Annotated in this window: 17 protein-coding genes and 1 tRNA gene; 4 read left to right on the top strand and 14 right to left on the bottom strand. The window is 59.3% G+C overall.

Annotated elements, in window-relative coordinates; genetic code table 11:
* On the top strand, positions 1-883 hold an 883-nt coding region (locus D6858_RS01540), incomplete at its 5' end, for an IS3 family transposase (RefSeq protein ID WP_120106458.1).
* Between the two features lies 1 nt (position 884).
* Here the strand turns inward: D6858_RS01540 and D6858_RS01535 are convergent.
* From D6858_RS01535 to D6858_RS01525, 3 genes are all read right to left on the bottom strand, one after another.
* Positions 885-1,871 (bottom strand): IS1595 family transposase, encoded by a 987-nt coding sequence (locus tag D6858_RS01535; RefSeq protein WP_120106457.1) that lies wholly within the window; start codon positions 1,869-1,871, stop codon positions 885-887.
* 92 nt (positions 1,872-1,963) lie between these two features.
* Positions 1,964-2,464: a hypothetical protein gene (locus D6858_RS01530; RefSeq protein WP_120106455.1), complete on the bottom strand. Its 501-nt coding sequence runs from the start codon at positions 2,462-2,464 to the stop codon at positions 1,964-1,966.
* Positions 2,465-2,528: 64 nt separating this feature from the next.
* Positions 2,529-2,618: transfer RNA gene (locus D6858_RS01525), tRNA-Ser, on the bottom strand.
* 156 nt (positions 2,619-2,774) lie between these two features.
* On the opposite strand from D6858_RS01525, the gene hspQ reads away from it, so the two are divergent.
* The gene (gene hspQ, locus D6858_RS01520) at positions 2,775-3,155 is read left to right on the top strand and encodes a heat shock protein HspQ (RefSeq protein WP_120106453.1); all 381 of its coding nucleotides are present in this window, start codon (positions 2,775-2,777) and stop codon (positions 3,153-3,155) included.
* Positions 3,156-3,174: 19 nt separating this feature from the next.
* Here hspQ and D6858_RS01515 read toward each other — a convergent pair whose 3' ends face one another.
* Entirely contained in the window at positions 3,175-4,065 is an 891-nt protein-coding gene (locus D6858_RS01515; RefSeq protein WP_120106451.1) for an ABC transporter permease, read from the bottom strand.
* A 75-nt stretch (positions 4,066-4,140) separates the two neighbouring features.
* Between D6858_RS01515 and D6858_RS01510 the strand changes: the two genes are divergently transcribed.
* A complete protein-coding gene (locus D6858_RS01510) occupies positions 4,141-4,848 on the top strand; it encodes a GcrA family cell cycle regulator (protein ID WP_120106449.1) in 708 nt (235 codons plus the stop codon).
* 87 nt (positions 4,849-4,935) lie between these two features.
* Positions 4,936-5,460, top strand: a complete 525-nt coding sequence (locus D6858_RS01505; RefSeq protein WP_120106447.1) for a DUF1993 domain-containing protein — start codon at positions 4,936-4,938, stop codon at positions 5,458-5,460.
* Positions 5,461-5,513: 53 nt separating this feature from the next.
* Here the strand turns inward: D6858_RS01505 and D6858_RS01500 are convergent, their stop codons facing one another.
* The 10 genes from D6858_RS01500 to infB form a co-directional block, all read right to left on the bottom strand.
* Positions 5,514-6,197, bottom strand: coding sequence for a spermidine synthase family protein (locus tag D6858_RS01500; protein WP_120106445.1), 684 nt, complete (start codon positions 6,195-6,197; stop codon positions 5,514-5,516).
* A 115-nt stretch (positions 6,198-6,312) separates the two neighbouring features.
* On the bottom strand, positions 6,313-8,574 hold the full coding sequence (gene pnp, locus D6858_RS01495) for a polyribonucleotide nucleotidyltransferase (protein WP_120106443.1): 2,262 nt from the start codon (positions 8,572-8,574) through the stop codon (positions 6,313-6,315).
* A 205-nt stretch (positions 8,575-8,779) separates the two neighbouring features.
* Positions 8,780-9,049 (bottom strand): 30S ribosomal protein S15, encoded by a 270-nt coding sequence (gene rpsO, locus D6858_RS01490; protein ID WP_102155540.1) that lies wholly within the window; start codon positions 9,047-9,049, stop codon positions 8,780-8,782.
* A gap of 5 nt (positions 9,050-9,054) precedes the next feature.
* On the bottom strand, positions 9,055-10,053 hold the full coding sequence (gene truB / locus D6858_RS01485; RefSeq protein ID WP_120106442.1) for a tRNA pseudouridine(55) synthase TruB: 999 nt from the start codon (positions 10,051-10,053) through the stop codon (positions 9,055-9,057).
* A gap of 40 nt (positions 10,054-10,093) precedes the next feature.
* The gene (locus D6858_RS01480) at positions 10,094-10,513 is read right to left on the bottom strand and encodes a DUF6491 family protein (RefSeq protein ID WP_225082814.1); all 420 of its coding nucleotides are present in this window, start codon (positions 10,511-10,513) and stop codon (positions 10,094-10,096) included.
* 137 nt (positions 10,514-10,650) lie between these two features.
* On the bottom strand, positions 10,651-11,334 hold the full coding sequence (locus tag D6858_RS01475) for a site-2 protease family protein (protein WP_120106440.1): 684 nt from the start codon (positions 11,332-11,334) through the stop codon (positions 10,651-10,653).
* 31 nt (positions 11,335-11,365) lie between these two features.
* Positions 11,366-11,926, bottom strand: a complete 561-nt coding sequence (locus D6858_RS01470) for a GNAT family N-acetyltransferase (RefSeq protein ID WP_240623633.1) — start codon at positions 11,924-11,926, stop codon at positions 11,366-11,368.
* Positions 11,923-12,498 (bottom strand): thymidine kinase, encoded by a 576-nt coding sequence (locus D6858_RS01465; protein WP_120106438.1) that lies wholly within the window; start codon positions 12,496-12,498, stop codon positions 11,923-11,925. Before D6858_RS01465 ends, D6858_RS01470 begins: the two co-directional genes overlap by 4 nt.
* 126 nt (positions 12,499-12,624) lie before the next feature.
* Entirely contained in the window at positions 12,625-13,020 is a 396-nt protein-coding gene (rbfA, locus tag D6858_RS01460) for a 30S ribosome-binding factor RbfA (protein WP_120106436.1), read from the bottom strand.
* Positions 13,021-13,088: 68 nt separating this feature from the next.
* Positions 13,089-15,662, bottom strand: coding sequence for a translation initiation factor IF-2 (gene infB, locus D6858_RS01455; protein WP_120106530.1), 2,574 nt, complete (start codon positions 15,660-15,662; stop codon positions 13,089-13,091).
* Positions 15,663-15,664: the final 2 nt, after the last annotated feature.

The following is a 15,664-nucleotide window of genomic DNA, read 5'->3' as shown; positions in this document are numbered from 1 at the left end:
TCGGGGTGAGTATGGGGTCGAGCCGATCTGCCGGGTTCTGCCGATCGCCCCATCAACCTACCACGAGCGTGTCGCACAGCGCCGCGATCCGTCGCGCCTGTCACCACGCGCCCAGCGCGACGAAGCAATGAAGCCCGAGGTTCAGCGCGTGTTCGATGCCAACTTCAAGGTCTACGGGTATCGCAAGGTGTGGCGGCAGATGCAGCGCGAGGGCTTCGATATTGCCCGCTGCACGGTGGAACGGCTGATGCGTGAGCTGGGCCTGCAGGGCGTGATCCGGGGGAAGCCGGTGAAGACGACGATGAGCGACAAGGCAGCGCCATGTCCGCTCGATCAGGTCAACCGCCAGTTCCATGCACCGGCACCCAACATGCTGTGGGTCTCGGACTTCACCTACGTCGCGACGTGGTCCGGGTTCGTCTATGTCGCCTTCGTGATCGACGTTTACGCCCGCTATATCGTGGGCTGGCGGGTGAGCAGAACGGCGCATGCCAGCTTTGTACTCGATGCCCTGGAGCAGGCGATCCATGACCGACGGCCTGTTCACCGTGGCGGCCTGATCCACCACAGTGATCGTGGCAGCCAATATGTCTCGATCAAGTATACCGAGCGTCTTGCCGAAGCCGGGATCGAACCATCGGTCGGCAGTGTTGGCGACAGCTACGACAACGCCTTGGCCGAAACGATCAACGGCCTTTACAAGGCCGAGGTCATCCACCGCCGAGGTCCGTGGCGATCATTTGAAGCCGTGGAATACGCCACGCTCGAATGGGTCGACTGGTTCAACAACCGGCGCCTGCTCGCGCCCATCGGCAATATCCCGCCTGCCGAAGCTGAAGCACGATACTACGCCATGCTGGACGACACGCCCATGGCGGCATAATTTAAACCAAATGGCCTCCGGCAATCCCGGGGCGGTTCAAAGCGATCCGCAGCATCTCTTCGTAGTTCTCGTTAGCGGGATGGCGGCGGCGGTCCTCCCGCCATGAAATTTCGTTGGCGTAATTGAGCAAATAGTCTCCCGAGAAATGGTGATGGATACCCATCTCGGCCCGCCGAAGGCGAGCGAAATAGGACTCCGCCCAATTGGTGCAGGCATCGCCATCGGAATAGCGCTCGGAGTGGTTGACCTTGTGCAGCACATAGCGCGCCGCCAGTCGGTTATACTCGACCGCATCGTCGGTGTAGACGACGCTGCCGGGCTCGATGAATTCGGGTGCTTTGTGCGCCGCCTCACTTTCGGAGCAGACGAAAGCGCGGCTGCGCCCGTTCCGCTCACGGAAGATGACGACACATTTCCGCTTGCCCTCTTTACGCATGAGTCGGCGACGATCCTGCCGCAGCGGGAAGCTGTTCTTCGGCTTGATGTAGCCGCCGAAATACCCGCCATCGACCTCGATCTGGCCGCGCATCGTGCCGGTGTGCTGGTGGGCCGTGATGGCCTCGCGGATTTTGTGGCACCAGACGAAGGCCGTCTTGTATTGAACGTCTAGCTCGCAGTGCATGTCGATAGCGTTGATGTTCTTCGCCACCCACGATTGATAAGCAATGAGCAAAAGGAGCTTCTGGAACGACACCTTGCGACTCGCGAAGATAGTCTGAGTGGTCGCGGAGAAGTCGCGCCCGCACGATTTGGATTTGCAGCGCCACTTGCGACGCGTGCGGATCGAGTAGACCTGAGTATGTCCGCACCACGGGCAATAGGGTTCGCCGCCGTTCTCTGCGAAACGCACAGCGCAGAACTCAGCAAATGCTTCATCGTCGGACAAACGATGAATGCGATTTGTGCTGAGTGACCTCGCTTGTTTCGAGAGACGAAAATGCTGCGACTTGACCTCCGTTGCGTAACTTGCAGCGGAGAAAGAATGCATATTTTCATTCTAAATCAACAAGTTTGTTTTATCGGAAAAGTATTGGCAGTCTTGCTTGGGACACAGCCTGACGTTGAATCTATTTCCTCGGATTAATTCTTAATGCTTTCGACCGAATCGGGGATGATTCGCCATTCCTTCGCGTAATCGCCGCGCGATTCGACCAGATCATTCCTGTGCTTGATGAAGTAGTTTCCAACCGAGTTCGTCACCTTGTCGATGCTGACGCGATCGTCTGAATGGTATCCCTTGTTCGCCAGCATGATGATGGCAATGTCACGCGGACGCATCCACCTGCCTTTCTCCCGAAGCACCTCAAGCGCCCGGCGACCGAGTTCGCCCGACTTGAATGGGCTATGCCATTTGCGCTTCTTGCGAGGTTTGATCTTGTTCCGCCACTCGGGATCACTCTCATATATGATGTCTTCGGCTCCCTCGATGAGTGACCGCAGCTTGATACGTCGGCTTTTCAGTTTGTGGAGGACTTCAATGCCGTCCTCGATCCGCTTGATCTCGGCCTCGACCTCTTCGAGTTCGCCCTTGAAGACCGCAATGCGATCCTCAAGCCCTGCTTTTACGTTGGTTGTTCCCATGGGAATTAGGTAGGAAACAAGGGCCGTTTTGGCTTTGTGCGTTTGCTACCTAATGCCGAGGAAGTGGCGGAGAGGGAGGGATTCGAACCCTCGATACGGTTGCCCGTATACCGCATTTCGAGTGCGGCGCATTCGACCACTCTGCCACCTCTCCGCGTAAGATGCCGGTGGTTGGGCTATTGCCCGGCCGAAGCGAAGGCGCCGACTAGCGGAGCAGAGGGCAGTTGCCAAGTCCCCTTGAACACCTTTGCGGGGGATCGCAGAATAACGCCGCTTGCGTGCGATTATACCTTGCCTATATCCTGACTATATGGAGCGAACGCAGTTCTTCTCTCTTCAGGCAGGGCGAACGATAGAAATGCCCCGCCATTCCCATTCGCGGTTTGCCATTGGCCAGGTCGTGCGGCATCGAATGTTCGATATCCGCGGGGTGGTGTTCGATATCGATCCGGTATTCGCTAATTCGGAAGAATGGTATCAATCGATCCCTGAGGCGGTCCGCCCGCTTAGGGAACAACCATACTATCACTTGCTCGCAGAGAACGACGAATCGTCATATCTGGCCTATGTCAGCCAGCAAAACCTGCTGGCTGACGTCGATGGAGGACCTGTCGATCATCCTCAGGTGAGCGAGCTGTTCGAAGACTACGCAGACGGACGATATCGTATGCGACGAGGGCTAACGCACTAATCGTTGCCAATTGATTCTGTCAGCTTTTCAGTTTCCAGCCTGATCTCAGTATCGCATAAACGACTAGCGTAAGCACTACATTGAAGATGCCTAAACCGATGGCGGAATGGAATACCGCTGTGTTGGTGTTGCCGATATCGCTCTCGCCCAGAAAGCCAAATCGGAAGCCGGAAATCACATAAAAGAATGGATTGGCGCGGCTGATCATCTGAAAATGCGGGGCCAGATTGCTGATCACGTAAAACGTGCCGGACAGCAGGCTAAGCGGTGCGATAACGAAATTGGTTACCGCCGCAGCGTGGTCGAACTTTTCCGCCCAGATTGAGGTAACAAGACCCAGCAGAGCCAGCATTACCGCCCCCATCAGGCCGAACCAGATCACTGCCCACGGATGCGCCATCGCGAGACTGACACCGGGATAGAATGCCATCGCCAGCCCCACTGCCAATCCGACCATAACCGCACGGGTAACAGCGGCAGCGACAATTCCGCCCATCAGCTCCCCGTAGGATAGAGGCGGCATGAGCAAATCGATGATAGTACCCTGAATTTTACCTGCCAGCAGGCTGAAGCTGGAGTTCGCGAATGAATTTTGCATCATCCCCATCACGATCAGACCGGGTGCGACGAAAGTGGCGAAATTGACGCCAAGGATCATCCGGTCCGAGCGGCCCATTGCGACAGTAAAAATCACCAGAAACAGCAGGGTCGTGACAGCCGGAGCCCATACAGTTTGTGTCTGGACCTTGAGAAACCGGCGAACCTCCTTAATATAGAGACTCCACAGCCCGATCCCGTTAATGCCGAGGATGACCGGCTTCCCGCGCGGTGAAAAATGCCCTCCTTCAGAGGGGTCGTTTTCGACCAGAGCGGAAGCGTCGGATTCGATACTATGGACTTGATCGGGCATGGGTACGGCGAGTAGGGCCAAGCACTTCGGCTGGCAAGCTTGCGCTGGCCCACGAACAGGAATTGATGGCATTCGATGAGCTGGACCGACGAACGTATCGCGACATTGAAAAAGATGTGGGAGAGCGGATCGACCGCTAGCCAGATCGCTGACCAGCTAGGCGGCGTCAGTCGCAATGCCGTTATCGGCAAGGCGCACCGTCTTGGTCTCAAATCGCGACCTTCCCCTGTGAAAGCCAGTGACGGGAAAGCAGCGAAGAAATCCCCATCTGCTACCGCCAAGCCCGCACCAAAGAAAACGGCTCCTGCTGCGGCAAAGCCTGCGGCACCCGCCGCCGCGCCGCGCCAGCCAGCCACGCCGCCTGCACCGACGCCAGCCCCGACCCCGGCGCCCAAGGCGGCCAGTTCGACACCATCGCAGCCGATGCCCAACCCTTCGTCAGATTTGTCCAAAATCGTCTCGGTTGGTCCGGGTGGGTTCCTGCGTCAGGGGCCTGGCGATCAGCAGGCACCGATCCCACCGGCTCCGCCGCGCCGCCTGGTCCCGGCCAAGCCCAGCCCCGAAATCGCGGACAAGACCAGCTTGCTCGACCTGAGCGACCGTGTCTGCCGCTGGCCGATGGGCCACCCCGGCGAACCCGATTTCCATTTCTGCGGTGAAGCGGTGAACCCCGGCTTCCCATACTGCGTCGAACACTGCGGGCGGGCCTATCAGGCACAGTTGCCGCGTGGCGCACGCCGCCCCCCGCCCCCGCTGCCTTTCGGCGGCCCACGCGTGCGGTAAGAAACCGTGGGCTAACACACCAATTCGCAGGCCCGGCGGCATAATGCTGTCGGGCCTTTTTATATATGCGCCAGAGAGGACAATTCCATGCCGTTATCGCTTCACGCCGCCTATGTGCCCAGTGCCCTGCAAATGCTTGGCGCGACCCGTCATATCGTGGACAAGGCGGAAGAATGGTGTGCCGAAAGCGGCACGGCACCTGCCGATTTGGTCGGCGCATGTTTGCGTGAGGATATGTTGCCATTTGCCTATCAGGTCAAAAGCGTTGCGACCCACACTGCGCTGGCTCTGGAAGGGGTACGTGCAGGCCAGTTCAGCCCGGATATGAGCCCTCCGCCGATCGAATTCGATGCGATGCGCGCGAAGCTCGATACTGCGACCGAAACGCTGGAAGCGGCGGGCGAGGAAGAATTCGAAAGCTTCATCGGCAAACCGATGGTCTTCACAATCAAGGACAAATTCCGCCTCGATTTTACGGCGGACAATTTCCTGCTCAGCTTCAGTCAGCCGAACTTCTATTTCCACGCATCAACCGCATACGGCATTCTGCGGATGAAAGGCGCCCAGATTGGCAAACAGGATTATCTGGGCCGGATGCGCCTGGCAGGATAAAATGGGGGCAGGATAGGAAAGGGGCCGGCGTTCTCGTCAGAAAATCGGGAAAGCTACGGCCCCTTGCGGGCGAACCAGATTGTATGTCTCGGGCCCTTGTTGTTGGGCCTTGCGCGAACGGTACGCTCTTCGACATCAAGCCCTGCGTCCTTCAACCTCCGGGCAAATTTGTGATCGGGCGCGGCTGACCACACCGCCAACAAACCACCGGGTGCCAGCGCATCACGTGCGCGGCCAATGCCTGTGCGCGTATAGAGCCGTTCGTTGCCATCCCGTACGATCCCGTCCGGGCCGTTATCGACATCGAGAAGAATCGCGTCATACGGTGGGCTGGTCCCATCCATGGCATCGTCGATCAGAGCCGCGACATCGCATAGCTCGATCTTCGCACGTGGATCGCGCAGGCTGTTGCCTGTCAGTTCGGCCATCGGTCCCCGCGCCCAGTCAAGAATATCGGGCACGATTTCGGCCACCGTCACGCTCCCTTGCGGCCCCATCAGACGCAGTGCCGCGCGCAAAGTGAAACCGAGCCCATAGCCCCCTACCAAGAGGCGCGGTTTAGGGGTTTGGAGGCGCTCCAGCGTCAGTTCGGCCAGTTGCTCCTCGCTGAACTGCATCCGCGTACCCATCAGCTCGTTCCGCCCGAGCATAACGATGAAATCGCGCCCATGTCGGACGAGTTCGAGCGTGTCGCCGCCAGGGATTTGCGCCGTGGCAATATGTTCGCGGGGTATCATGGCGCGATGCTGTGAACGGCAATCGCAATCAGGTCAAAAAGAAAGGGCCGCACGGATTGCTCCGCACGGCCCTTTGATTTCTTTGCCCCCTGAAATCCGGGGGAGCGCGACCGGATTAGTCCTTGAGGAAATCCGGCACGTGGCCTTCGCCACCACCATCGCGACGTGGGCCACGATCACCGCGCGGGCCGCGACCACCACGGCGATCACCGCCACGGCCACCACGATCACCACCGCGATCGCTGCGCGGTTCGCGCGGCGGGCGGGTGTCTTCCAGCTCTTCGCCGGTTTCCTGATCGACAACGCGCATCGACAGACGGACTTTACCGCGGTTGTCGATTTCGAGCACCTTTACCTTCACTTCCTGCCCTTCGGACACGACGTCGGTCGGTTTCTCGACACGCTCGTTCTTCATTTCGGACACGTGGACGAGACCGTCCTTGCCACCCATGAAATTTACGAACGCACCGAAATCGACGATATTGACGACCTTGCCGGTGTAGATCTTGCCGACTTCGGCCTCTTCCACGATGCCCTGAATCCACTTCTTCGCGGCTTCGATCTGGTCGAGGTCGGAAGACGAGATCTTGATCACGCCTTCATCGTCGATGTCCACCTTCGCACCGGTTTCGGCCACGATTTCGCGGATCACCTTGCCGCCGGTGCCGATCACGTCGCGGATCTTCGACTTGTCGATCTGGATCGTTTCGATACGCGGGGCGTGCTTGGACACGTCGGTGCGGGCAGTGCCCAGCGCCTTGGTCATTTCACCCAGGATGTGCGCGCGCCCGGCCTTCGCCTGCTCCAGCGCCTTCTCCATGATTTCCTTGGTGATACCGGCGATCTTGATATCCATCTGCAGGCTTGTGATGCCCGCTTCGGTTCCGGCAACCTTGAAATCCATGTCGCCCAGGTGATCTTCGTCACCCAGAATATCGGACAGAACGGCAAAGTCCGAACCTTCGAGGATCAGGCCCATCGCGATGCCCGACACGGGACGTTCGATCGGAACGCCTGCGTCCATCATGCTCAGGCAGCCACCGCATACGGTCGCCATCGAGCTGGAACCGTTGGATTCGGTGATGTCCGACAGAACGCGGATCGTGTACGGGAAATCGTCGTGGCTGGGCAGCACGTTGTGCAGCGCGCGCCATGCCAGCTTGCCGTGGCCCACATCACGCCGCGAAGGCGCACCGAACCTGCCCACTTCACCAACCGAATACGGCGGGAAGTTGTAGTGCAGCATGAAGCGTTCGTAAGACAGGCCTTCGAGCCCGTCGATCATCTGTTCAGCATCCTTGGTGCCTAGCGTGGTCGAACACAGTGCCTGCGTTTCACCACGCGTGAACAGCGACGAACCGTGAGCGCGCGGCAACACGCCAACCATCGCTTCGATCGGACGGACCTGATCGAGCTTGCGACCATCGATGCGGGTGCCATCCTTGATGATCGCACCGCGGACGATTTCCGCTTCCAGCTTCTTGACCGCCTTGTTGGCGACCATCTGCGTCTGCGGTTCTTCGTCTGCGAACGCGTCTTTCGCTTTGGCACGGGCGGCGTTGAGCGCATCCGAACGGGCCGACTTGTCGGTCAGCTTGTAAGCAGCGGCGATATCGTCACCAACGATGCCGCGCAGCTTTTCCTTGATCGCGGAGGTATCGTCCGATGCGTCGATTTCCCACGGATCATTGGCAGCCTGCTCAGCAAGATCGATGATCGCACCGATTACAGGCTTGATGTTGTCGTGAGCGAACATCACCGCGCCGAGCATTTCTTCTTCGGTCAGTTCCTTCGCCTCGGATTCCACCATCATCACCGCGTCTTGGGTTGCAGCTACGATAAGATCGAGGCGGCCATCTTCAGCCAGTGCAGTGTTCTGTTTGGGGTTGAGAACGTATTCGCCATCGACATAGCCAACACGGCAAGCGCCGATCGGACCCATGAACGGTACGCCAGAAATGGTCAGCGCAGCCGATGCAGCGATCATCGCCAGCACATCGGGTTCGCATTCGCCATCGTAGCTGAAGACCTGGGCAATAACGTTGATTTCGTTATAGAAGCCTTCAGGGAACAACGGCCGCACGGGGCGGTCGATCAGGCGGCTGGTCAGTGTTTCCTTCTCCGTCGCGCCACGTTCACGCTTGAAGAAGCCACCCGGGATGCGCCCGGCGGATGAGAATTTTTCCTGATAGTGAACGGTCAGCGGGAAGAAGTCCTGCCCTTCCTTCACATTCTTGGCGGCGGTCACGGCGCAAAGCACCACGGTTTCGCCATAAGTGGCCAGAACGGCACCGTCAGCCTGACGGGCAATACGGCCGGTTTCCAGAGTGAGGGTCTTTCCGCCCCACTCCACCGATACGGTTTTCGTGTCGAACATTGATTTTCCTTCTGAACCCGCGTGCCACATTGCCTCGCGGGGCCTCTAGTTCCGGGTAAGCCGTCCCGGTCCGGTGTGGGGCACTGATCTGGCCCCAAGGCCCTGGCCGCCGAATTGCAGCCTTTGCCCATTTGCGTGGACCGCACTTCTTGTACGACAGCCCACATACAAGAAGCGGCCCGCAATGGGGCCGCCTCCGAAACTCTTATTTGCGAAGGCCCAGCTTCGCGATCAGCGCATTATACCGCTCGACATCTTTCTTCTTGAGATAGGCGAGCAGGCTACGGCGCTTGTTGACCATCATCAGCAGACCACGGCGGGAATGGTTATCCTTGTGGTGATCCTTGAAGTGTTCAGTCAGGTTACGAATACGCTCCGTCAGGATCGCGACCTGCACTTCCGGGCTGCCCGTGTCTTTCGCATCACGAGCGTTGTCCTTGATGACTTCCTGTTTCTTTTCGGCAGTAACCGACATTCTTCTTACTCCGCGGCATCCGGGAAATTGAACCCCCTGACGACTTTCGCCGCCCCCTGCGAAACCTCCATCAGCGCAACCGGCATACCGCCATGTCGCACAAATATCGGCCCGTCAGGATAGGGCATTCCGAAAAGGACCCGGCCCTGTCGGACCGCCTGTGCACTTTCCAGATCGAGATCATGGGCCGGGATACCGTCCAGCCCTGCCTCCAACGGAAGGAGGTGATCTTCAAGCGCCGCGCCCTTACCGATTTCGTTGAGCAAGTCCAGCGAAATCGCTGTGCTCTCGTGAAAAGGCCCGGCCTTGACGCGCCTTAAATAGGTAACATGACCTACCGTTCCAAGGGCGTGCGCGATGTCCCGTGCCAGACTGCGGATGTACGTGCCCTTCGAAACATTCGCCACCAGCGTCACGCTGTCCGCCAGTTCGAGGGGCATTCCGGGATCGTAAGGATCGGGGCGGCCCGCACTTGTTGCGAAGGTCGATTCCGGCGCCTCGCGCTCCCCACCGCCCGCGATAGTGAGAGAATGGATAGTGACTGCCCGGGATTTCATCGTCACTTCTTCCCCCGCCCTCGCCCGGTCGTAAGCCCGCTGTCCATCGATTTTGAGCGCAGAATAAGTGGGAGGAACCTGCTCTATATCTCCGGTAAAATGCGTCAGCACCGCCGCCACGGCCGCCAAGGGAGGGCGATGGTCGGATCGGCCAATCACCTCCCCTTCAGTATCGAGCGTGTCGGTTTCTTCGCCAAACTGGATAGTGAATTCATACGTCTTGCTGGCGTCCAGCATCCGCCCGGCCAGCTTGGTCGCCTCCCCCAATGCGATCGGCAGAACACCTTCAGCCAGAGGATCAAGCGTACCGCCATGGCCAACCTTGGTCTTGGCATAGCCGCCCGTGCGCAAGTTGCGTTTCACGGCACCCACGGCTTGGGTCGAACCAAGCCCGCGCGGTTTATCGAGTATCAGCCAACCATTCGGAGCGGGCAATGTTCTGTCCATCCCCCGCCCCTAGCCTGCACAATGCGCGCTGTCAGCGGGGTCAGTCGCTCTTCTTTTCCTTCTTATCGGCTTTCTTCGGAGGAGGGCCGTCAACCTTTACGAAGCTCTGCAACGCATAGCTTTCACCCCGAATCCGGATTTTGCTGAATCTGTCGAGCGTACCCATTGGACCGGTATCGATCCCCACGGCAGTGGCGAACGGCAGATCGGGCGCCGGGCTGAACAATGTGGCCTTGTACCACTGACGGCGCCTGTCCTGAAAATAGATCGTTGAATCGCCTTCCGCACGCCAGTCACGGATACCCGTGGTGTTGGCGAACGGGATCTTTGCCTCCTGCTCCGCAACAGCACGGGCCTCTGCATCAGGCTTGGCTGCTTCGGTTTGGGCAATCGCAGGAACGCCAGCCAGCCCCACAGCAAAAAAGGCAGCGAAAGGGAGAAGAAGTGTTCGGCAAAGCATAACTCTGGCCTCCTTGGCCGATTGGGTTCCGTCTCGTAGCAATCCCGTGATCCATCAACACGCCATCTATTTGCGAGGTCCGGGCACAGCGTTGCTTTCAATGCATGCCATATTGCACTGAGCGCCAGCTTGCAAAGTCAGTAACCGGCAACCGCCTGCGCCAGCGCGAGATAGTGGGCCATCATCCAATTGACCGGCGGACCTATAATCTTCTCGATCAGGCCCCACTGTGGGAAAGCCCACGTCGCCGCGATCAGGACCACGAACAGCAGCATCCCAAACTGGCGCAATTGCCCATATTGTCGCGCAAGCGAACGTGGCAGCAACCCCTCGACAATATGAGAGCCGTCAAACGGGGGGATCGGCAACAGGTTGAACAGCCCCAGGAACACGTTGATCATAATGAACAACTGCATCATCGACGCAAACCATTCGCCCGCCCCTGCGGGTGCAGCAGTCAACGATCCGGCATAAAGACCCAGAGCAACTGCCCCGATCGCAGCAAGCACAAAGTTGGTTGCGGGCCCGGCCGCAGCGACCAGCATCATACCAATGCGTGGATTGTTCAGACGGCGAAAATTGACCGGCACCGGCTTTGCCCACCCGAACACCGGTCCGCCGAACAGAGCAAGTGCACCGGGCACCAGCAGAGTGCCCACCGGGTCGACATGGCGGATGGGATTGAGCGACAGCCGCCGCTGCTCCTTCGCCGTCGGGTCGCCGAGCAACATCGCCACGTATCCGTGCGCGACTTCGTGAAACACAATCGCGACGATGAGGCAGGGGATCAGGAGCAGCGCAAGCTGGAGCGTTTCGGTCATGATGATGAGAAGATAGGGTGACTTAGGCCACTCAACCAGTCCATTCGTCGGCCAGAATCGAAAAGATCGCCGTATCGCGCACGCGCCCGGTCCAGGTTCGGCGCTCGCGGCGCAAAAGCCCTTCCTCTTTACAGCCAAGTTTGAGCACAGCCGCGCACGATCGGCGGTTCACCGCGTCGACCTTAAAACCGACCCGTTGCAAACCCGCTGCAAACGCATGGTCGAGCATGAGCTTCTTGATCCGGTGGTTAATTCCGGTGCCGCGTAAACGTGGAACGATGTAACTGTTACCGATCTCAATAGACCAGCCCGCCTCGCCACTGGCGATCCACCCGGTCATCCCCACTACTTCTCCGTTGGCAACGATGGCATAAATCCGCCGCGCCATTCCACCATCGCGCATCCGGGCAAATTGTTCATCGAAGGCATCGCCAAGATAGTTGAAAGGATAAACATCCCAGATCCCGGCATCTTCCGCACATGCCATGCGGAGTGCCTCTTTGTGATGATCCATCAATAGATCGAGCCGGATGTCGCCATCATCGAGCGGGACATAGAGCCCGTCGCTATTCACTTCCCCGCTGCCACTCATCCCAGCGCCTCACTGAAATGTTTGCGACACAGTGCAAGATAGCGGTCGTTGCCGCCAATTTCGGTCTGCGCGCCCTGTTTCACCGCTTTGCCGGATGCATCGACGCGCAAGTTCATCGTCGCCTTGCGCCCGCAATGGCAAACCGCCTTCAGTTCGACGAGCGAATCCGCAATGCCCAGCAGTGCGGCGGAGCCATCGAATAGTTCGCCCTGAAAATCGGTTCGCAAACCATAACACAGCACCGGAATGCCCACTGTGTCCGCCAGATGCGCGAGCTGCCACACCTGCGCCTTGGTCAGGAACTGCGCCTCATCCACCAGCACACAGTGCAGCGGTTCATTCGCGTGATCTTCCTCCACCCGCCCGGCAATATCGGTGGTTCCGTCAAACCGGTGGGCATCGCTGGCCAGGCCGATCCGGCTGCTGATCGCGCCGAACCCCGGGCGATCGTCAATCGCGGCGGTCCAGAGACTGACACGCATATCGCGTTCGCCATAATTGAACGCGGCCTGCAACAAGTTGCTGCTCTTTCCGGCATTCATGCTGGCATAGTAGAAATAGAGTTTGGCCATTTGCGCGACGAGCTAAGGCCAAACGCGGCGCGTGGACAAGCCGGAGGCAAACAAGGTTGGGGATTTCAACAGCCAGCCTCACCGCACAGTTCGCGGTCGCATCGGCCATTTGTCAGGCGGGCGCGATCAATCCTCGTCCAGATCGCGCATAACCTTGGGATCGCGCAGCAATCTGTCGATCCGATCCGCCTCATCGAAGCTCTCGTCCGGCTTGAACTGCAATTTCGGAGCAAATTTCAGACCGAGCCGCTTGGCCACTTCGCGTTGGAAGAACGCAGTATTGGTCCGCAAGGCCTTCAGCACTTCGGCCTCATCCTTACCCAGCAGCGGCTTCACGTAAGCACTGGCATTCCGCAGATCCGGCGTCATCCGCACTTCGGTCACGCTGACCGAGTGCGCCGTCAGCACATCGTCATGCGCTTCGCCCCGCGCGAGCAGTTCGCTCAGAATATGGCGCACCCGCTCCCCAACCTTGAGGTCACGGACCGATTGCTGTTCGGGGGTGGACGAATGGCGACTCATAAATCAACTCCCCCCTCCCGCGTGGGGAGGGGATTGGCAACGCAGCCGCCCTGAACGGGCAGCCGCGATTAAAGAACCCGCTCGCGTTCCTCCACCTCGAACACTTCGAGCTGATCGCCAGCCTTGATGTCGTTGGTATCTTCCAGAACAACGCCGCATTCGAGGCCAGCGCGGACTTCGTCCACATCGTCCTTGAAGCGCCGCAGCGAAGCGATGGTCGTAGCGGACACGATAACGTCGGCACGCGTAAGGCGGGCGTGGAGCCCCTTGCGGATGACGCCTTCTTCCACCAGCAGGCCGGCGGCCTTGTCCTTCTTGCCAGCAGGGAACACCTGCTTGACCTGGGCACGACCGACAACGTGTTCGATCCGTTCGGGACCGAGCTCGCCCGCCATTTCCTTCGCGATCTCTTCGGTCAGGTGATAGATGACATCGTAATACATCATCCGCACCTTATCGCGCTCGACCAGTTGACGAGCCTTCGGATTGGGACGGACGTTGAAGCCGATGATCGGCGCCTTGCTCGCCGCGGCCAGTGTCACGTCGCTTTCGGTAATCGCACCAACGCCAGCGTGCAGCACGCGAACCTTGATCTCGTCGTTCGAGATATTGTGGAGTGCGTTGACGATCGCTTCGACCGAACCCTGCACGTCGGCCTTCACCACCAACGGGAATTCGATGACGTTCGATTTCAACGTATTGAACATCGTGTCAAAGCTGGTCGGTGCCAGAGCAGTACGCTTTTCAGTGGCCTTTTCCTGACGGTAAGAGGCCACTTCACGGGCGCGCTGTTCGTTTTCGACCACGGTGAGCTGGTCGCCAGCCTGCGGCACACCGCCAAGGCCAAGCACCTCGACCGGCATAGACGGACCAGCTTCCTTGATCTGCTTGCCCTTGTCATCGATCAGCGCGCGTACACGACCGCTTTCGGTACCAACCACGAAAGTATCCCCGCGCTTGAGCGTCCCGCGAGTGACCAGCACGGTCGCCACGGGGCCACGCCCCTTGTCGAGCTTCGCTTCGATAACGGTGGCATCGGCATCGCGATCGGGCCGCGCCTTGAGTTCGAGCAATTCGGCCTGCAACGCGATCTTCTCGATCAGTTCGTCCAGACCCGCGCCGGTTTTGGAGGAAACCTCCACATCCTGCACGTCGCCACTCATAGCTTCGACGATCACTTCATGTTCGAGCAGGCGTTCGCGGATTTTCTGCGCGTTGTACTCACCCGCATCGCTCTTGGTGATCGCCACGATCATCGGAACGCCTGCCGCTTTGGTATGATTGATGGCTTCAATCGTCTGCGGCATGATCCCATCGTCACCGGCAACCACCAGAATAACGATATCGGTCACATTCGCACCGCGTGCACGCATTTCGGTAAATGCCGCGTGGCCCGGCGTATCGAGGAAGGTGATCTTCTCGCCGCCCTTGGTGGTGATCTGATACGCGCCGATATGCTGAGTGATGCCGCCGGCTTCGCCCTTCACCACATCGGTGCCTCGGAGCGCATCGAGCAGCGAAGTCTTGCCGTGGTCGACATGCCCCATGATCGTGACAACCGGCGGACGCGGACGCAGCGTTTCTTCCGGATCCTGATCTTCGGTCCGGTCGATATCGACATCGCTTTCGGAAACGCGCTCGATGTTGTGGCCGAATTCTTCGACCAGCAGTTCGGCGGTATCCTGATCGATCGTCTGATTGACGGTGACCATCATGCCCATGTTGAACAGGGCCTTCACCAGATCGGCGCCCTTTTCGGCCATGCGATTGGCGAGTTCCTGCACCGTGATCGCTTCTGGCACGATCACGTCGCGTACCTGCTTTTCGCGCGGTTTCGACGGCCCGCCTTGTGCGCGGCGTTCGCGTTCGCGAGCGCGCTTGAGCGCGGCGAGGCTGCGGGCGCGACGGCCTTCATCCTCGTTCAGCGCTTTAGTGACAGTCAGCTTGCCCGAACGACGTTTGTCACCGCCACGATCGTCATGATCGTTGCTGGTGCCACCGCGGGCATTACGCTTGTCGTCTTTCTTCTTGGCCTCCTTTTCAGGACGCTTCGGCTCAGGCCGGGCGACCGGCGTAAAGCGGCGTGGCGCAGGGGCAGCAGCAGCCGGAGATTCCGTTGATTTCGATACAGGTTCTTCAGCCGCATCTTCCGGCTTGGCTTCCGGCTCGACAGGAGTTTCGGCAGCCTTCTTCGCTTCTTCAGCTGCCTTGCGCTCCGCCTCTTCTTCGGCTTCGCGATTGGCCTCAGCCCGGCGACGTTCTTCTTCCTCGCGCTTGCGGGCTTCTTCTTCGTCGCGTTTGCGGGCTTCTTCGGCCAGACGCAGCCGCTCTTCCTCGGCTTCGCGCTGAAGACGCGCGACGCGTTCCTGCGGTGTTTCCTTAGGCGGAGCAGGCTTCTTCGCCACCGGCTTGGGCGCGGGCTGTGCAGCCGCGGGCGGCGGAGGGGGTGGTGGCGGGGGAGGAGGTGGCGGCGGAACAGCCGATTCTTCGCCCGGTTTTACGAGCTTGCGGCGGCGCTTCACTTCCACGGCGACCTTGTTCGTGCGGCCGTGGCTGAAGGTCTGCTTGACCTCGCCAGCGTCCACAGACCGCTTGAGGCCAAGCGGTTTGCGGGTGCGCGGGGTGTCGTTGCTATCGCTCATAA

It is taken from the genome of Tsuneonella suprasediminis (genome assembly GCF_003605755.1).
GTDB lineage: Bacteria > Pseudomonadota > Alphaproteobacteria > Sphingomonadales > Sphingomonadaceae > Tsuneonella > Tsuneonella suprasediminis.
This window is presented reverse-complemented; position numbering and strand designations above follow the sequence as displayed.

Bases quoted from the DNA above. Each gene is read 5' to 3' on its own strand.
- D6858_RS01535 (WP_120106457.1), bottom strand. From the start codon at position 1,871: ATGCATTCTTTCTCCGCTGCAAGTTACGCAACGGAGGTCAAGTCGCAG.
- hspQ (WP_120106453.1), top strand. From the start codon at position 2,775: ATGGAGCGAACGCAGTTCTTCTCTCTTCAGGCAGGGCGAACGATAGAA.
- D6858_RS01505 (WP_120106447.1), top strand. From the start codon at position 4,936: ATGCCGTTATCGCTTCACGCCGCCTATGTGCCCAGTGCCCTGCAAATG.
- rbfA (WP_120106436.1), bottom strand. From the start codon at position 13,020: ATGAGTCGCCATTCGTCCACCCCCGAACAGCAATCGGTCCGTGACCTC.
- D6858_RS01470 (WP_240623633.1), bottom strand. From the start codon at position 11,926: ATGAGTGGCAGCGGGGAAGTGAATAGCGACGGGCTCTATGTCCCGCTC.
- D6858_RS01515 (WP_120106451.1), bottom strand. From the start codon at position 4,065: ATGCCCGATCAAGTCCATAGTATCGAATCCGACGCTTCCGCTCTGGTC.
- rpsO (WP_102155540.1), bottom strand. From the start codon at position 9,049: ATGTCGGTTACTGCCGAAAAGAAACAGGAAGTCATCAAGGACAACGCT.
- infB (WP_120106530.1), bottom strand. From the start codon at position 15,662: ATGAGCGATAGCAACGACACCCCGCGCACCCGCAAACCGCTTGGCCTC.
- D6858_RS01475 (WP_120106440.1), bottom strand. From the start codon at position 11,334: ATGACCGAAACGCTCCAGCTTGCGCTGCTCCTGATCCCCTGCCTCATC.
- pnp (WP_120106443.1), bottom strand. From the start codon at position 8,574: ATGTTCGACACGAAAACCGTATCGGTGGAGTGGGGCGGAAAGACCCTC.
- D6858_RS01500 (WP_120106445.1), bottom strand. From the start codon at position 6,197: ATGATACCCCGCGAACATATTGCCACGGCGCAAATCCCTGGCGGCGAC.
- D6858_RS01530 (WP_120106455.1), bottom strand. From the start codon at position 2,464: ATGGGAACAACCAACGTAAAAGCAGGGCTTGAGGATCGCATTGCGGTC.
- D6858_RS01510 (WP_120106449.1), top strand. From the start codon at position 4,141: ATGAGCTGGACCGACGAACGTATCGCGACATTGAAAAAGATGTGGGAG.
- D6858_RS01480 (WP_225082814.1), bottom strand. From the start codon at position 10,513: ATGCTTTGCCGAACACTTCTTCTCCCTTTCGCTGCCTTTTTTGCTGTG.
- D6858_RS01465 (WP_120106438.1), bottom strand. From the start codon at position 12,498: ATGGCCAAACTCTATTTCTACTATGCCAGCATGAATGCCGGAAAGAGC.
- truB (WP_120106442.1), bottom strand. From the start codon at position 10,053: ATGGACAGAACATTGCCCGCTCCGAATGGTTGGCTGATACTCGATAAA.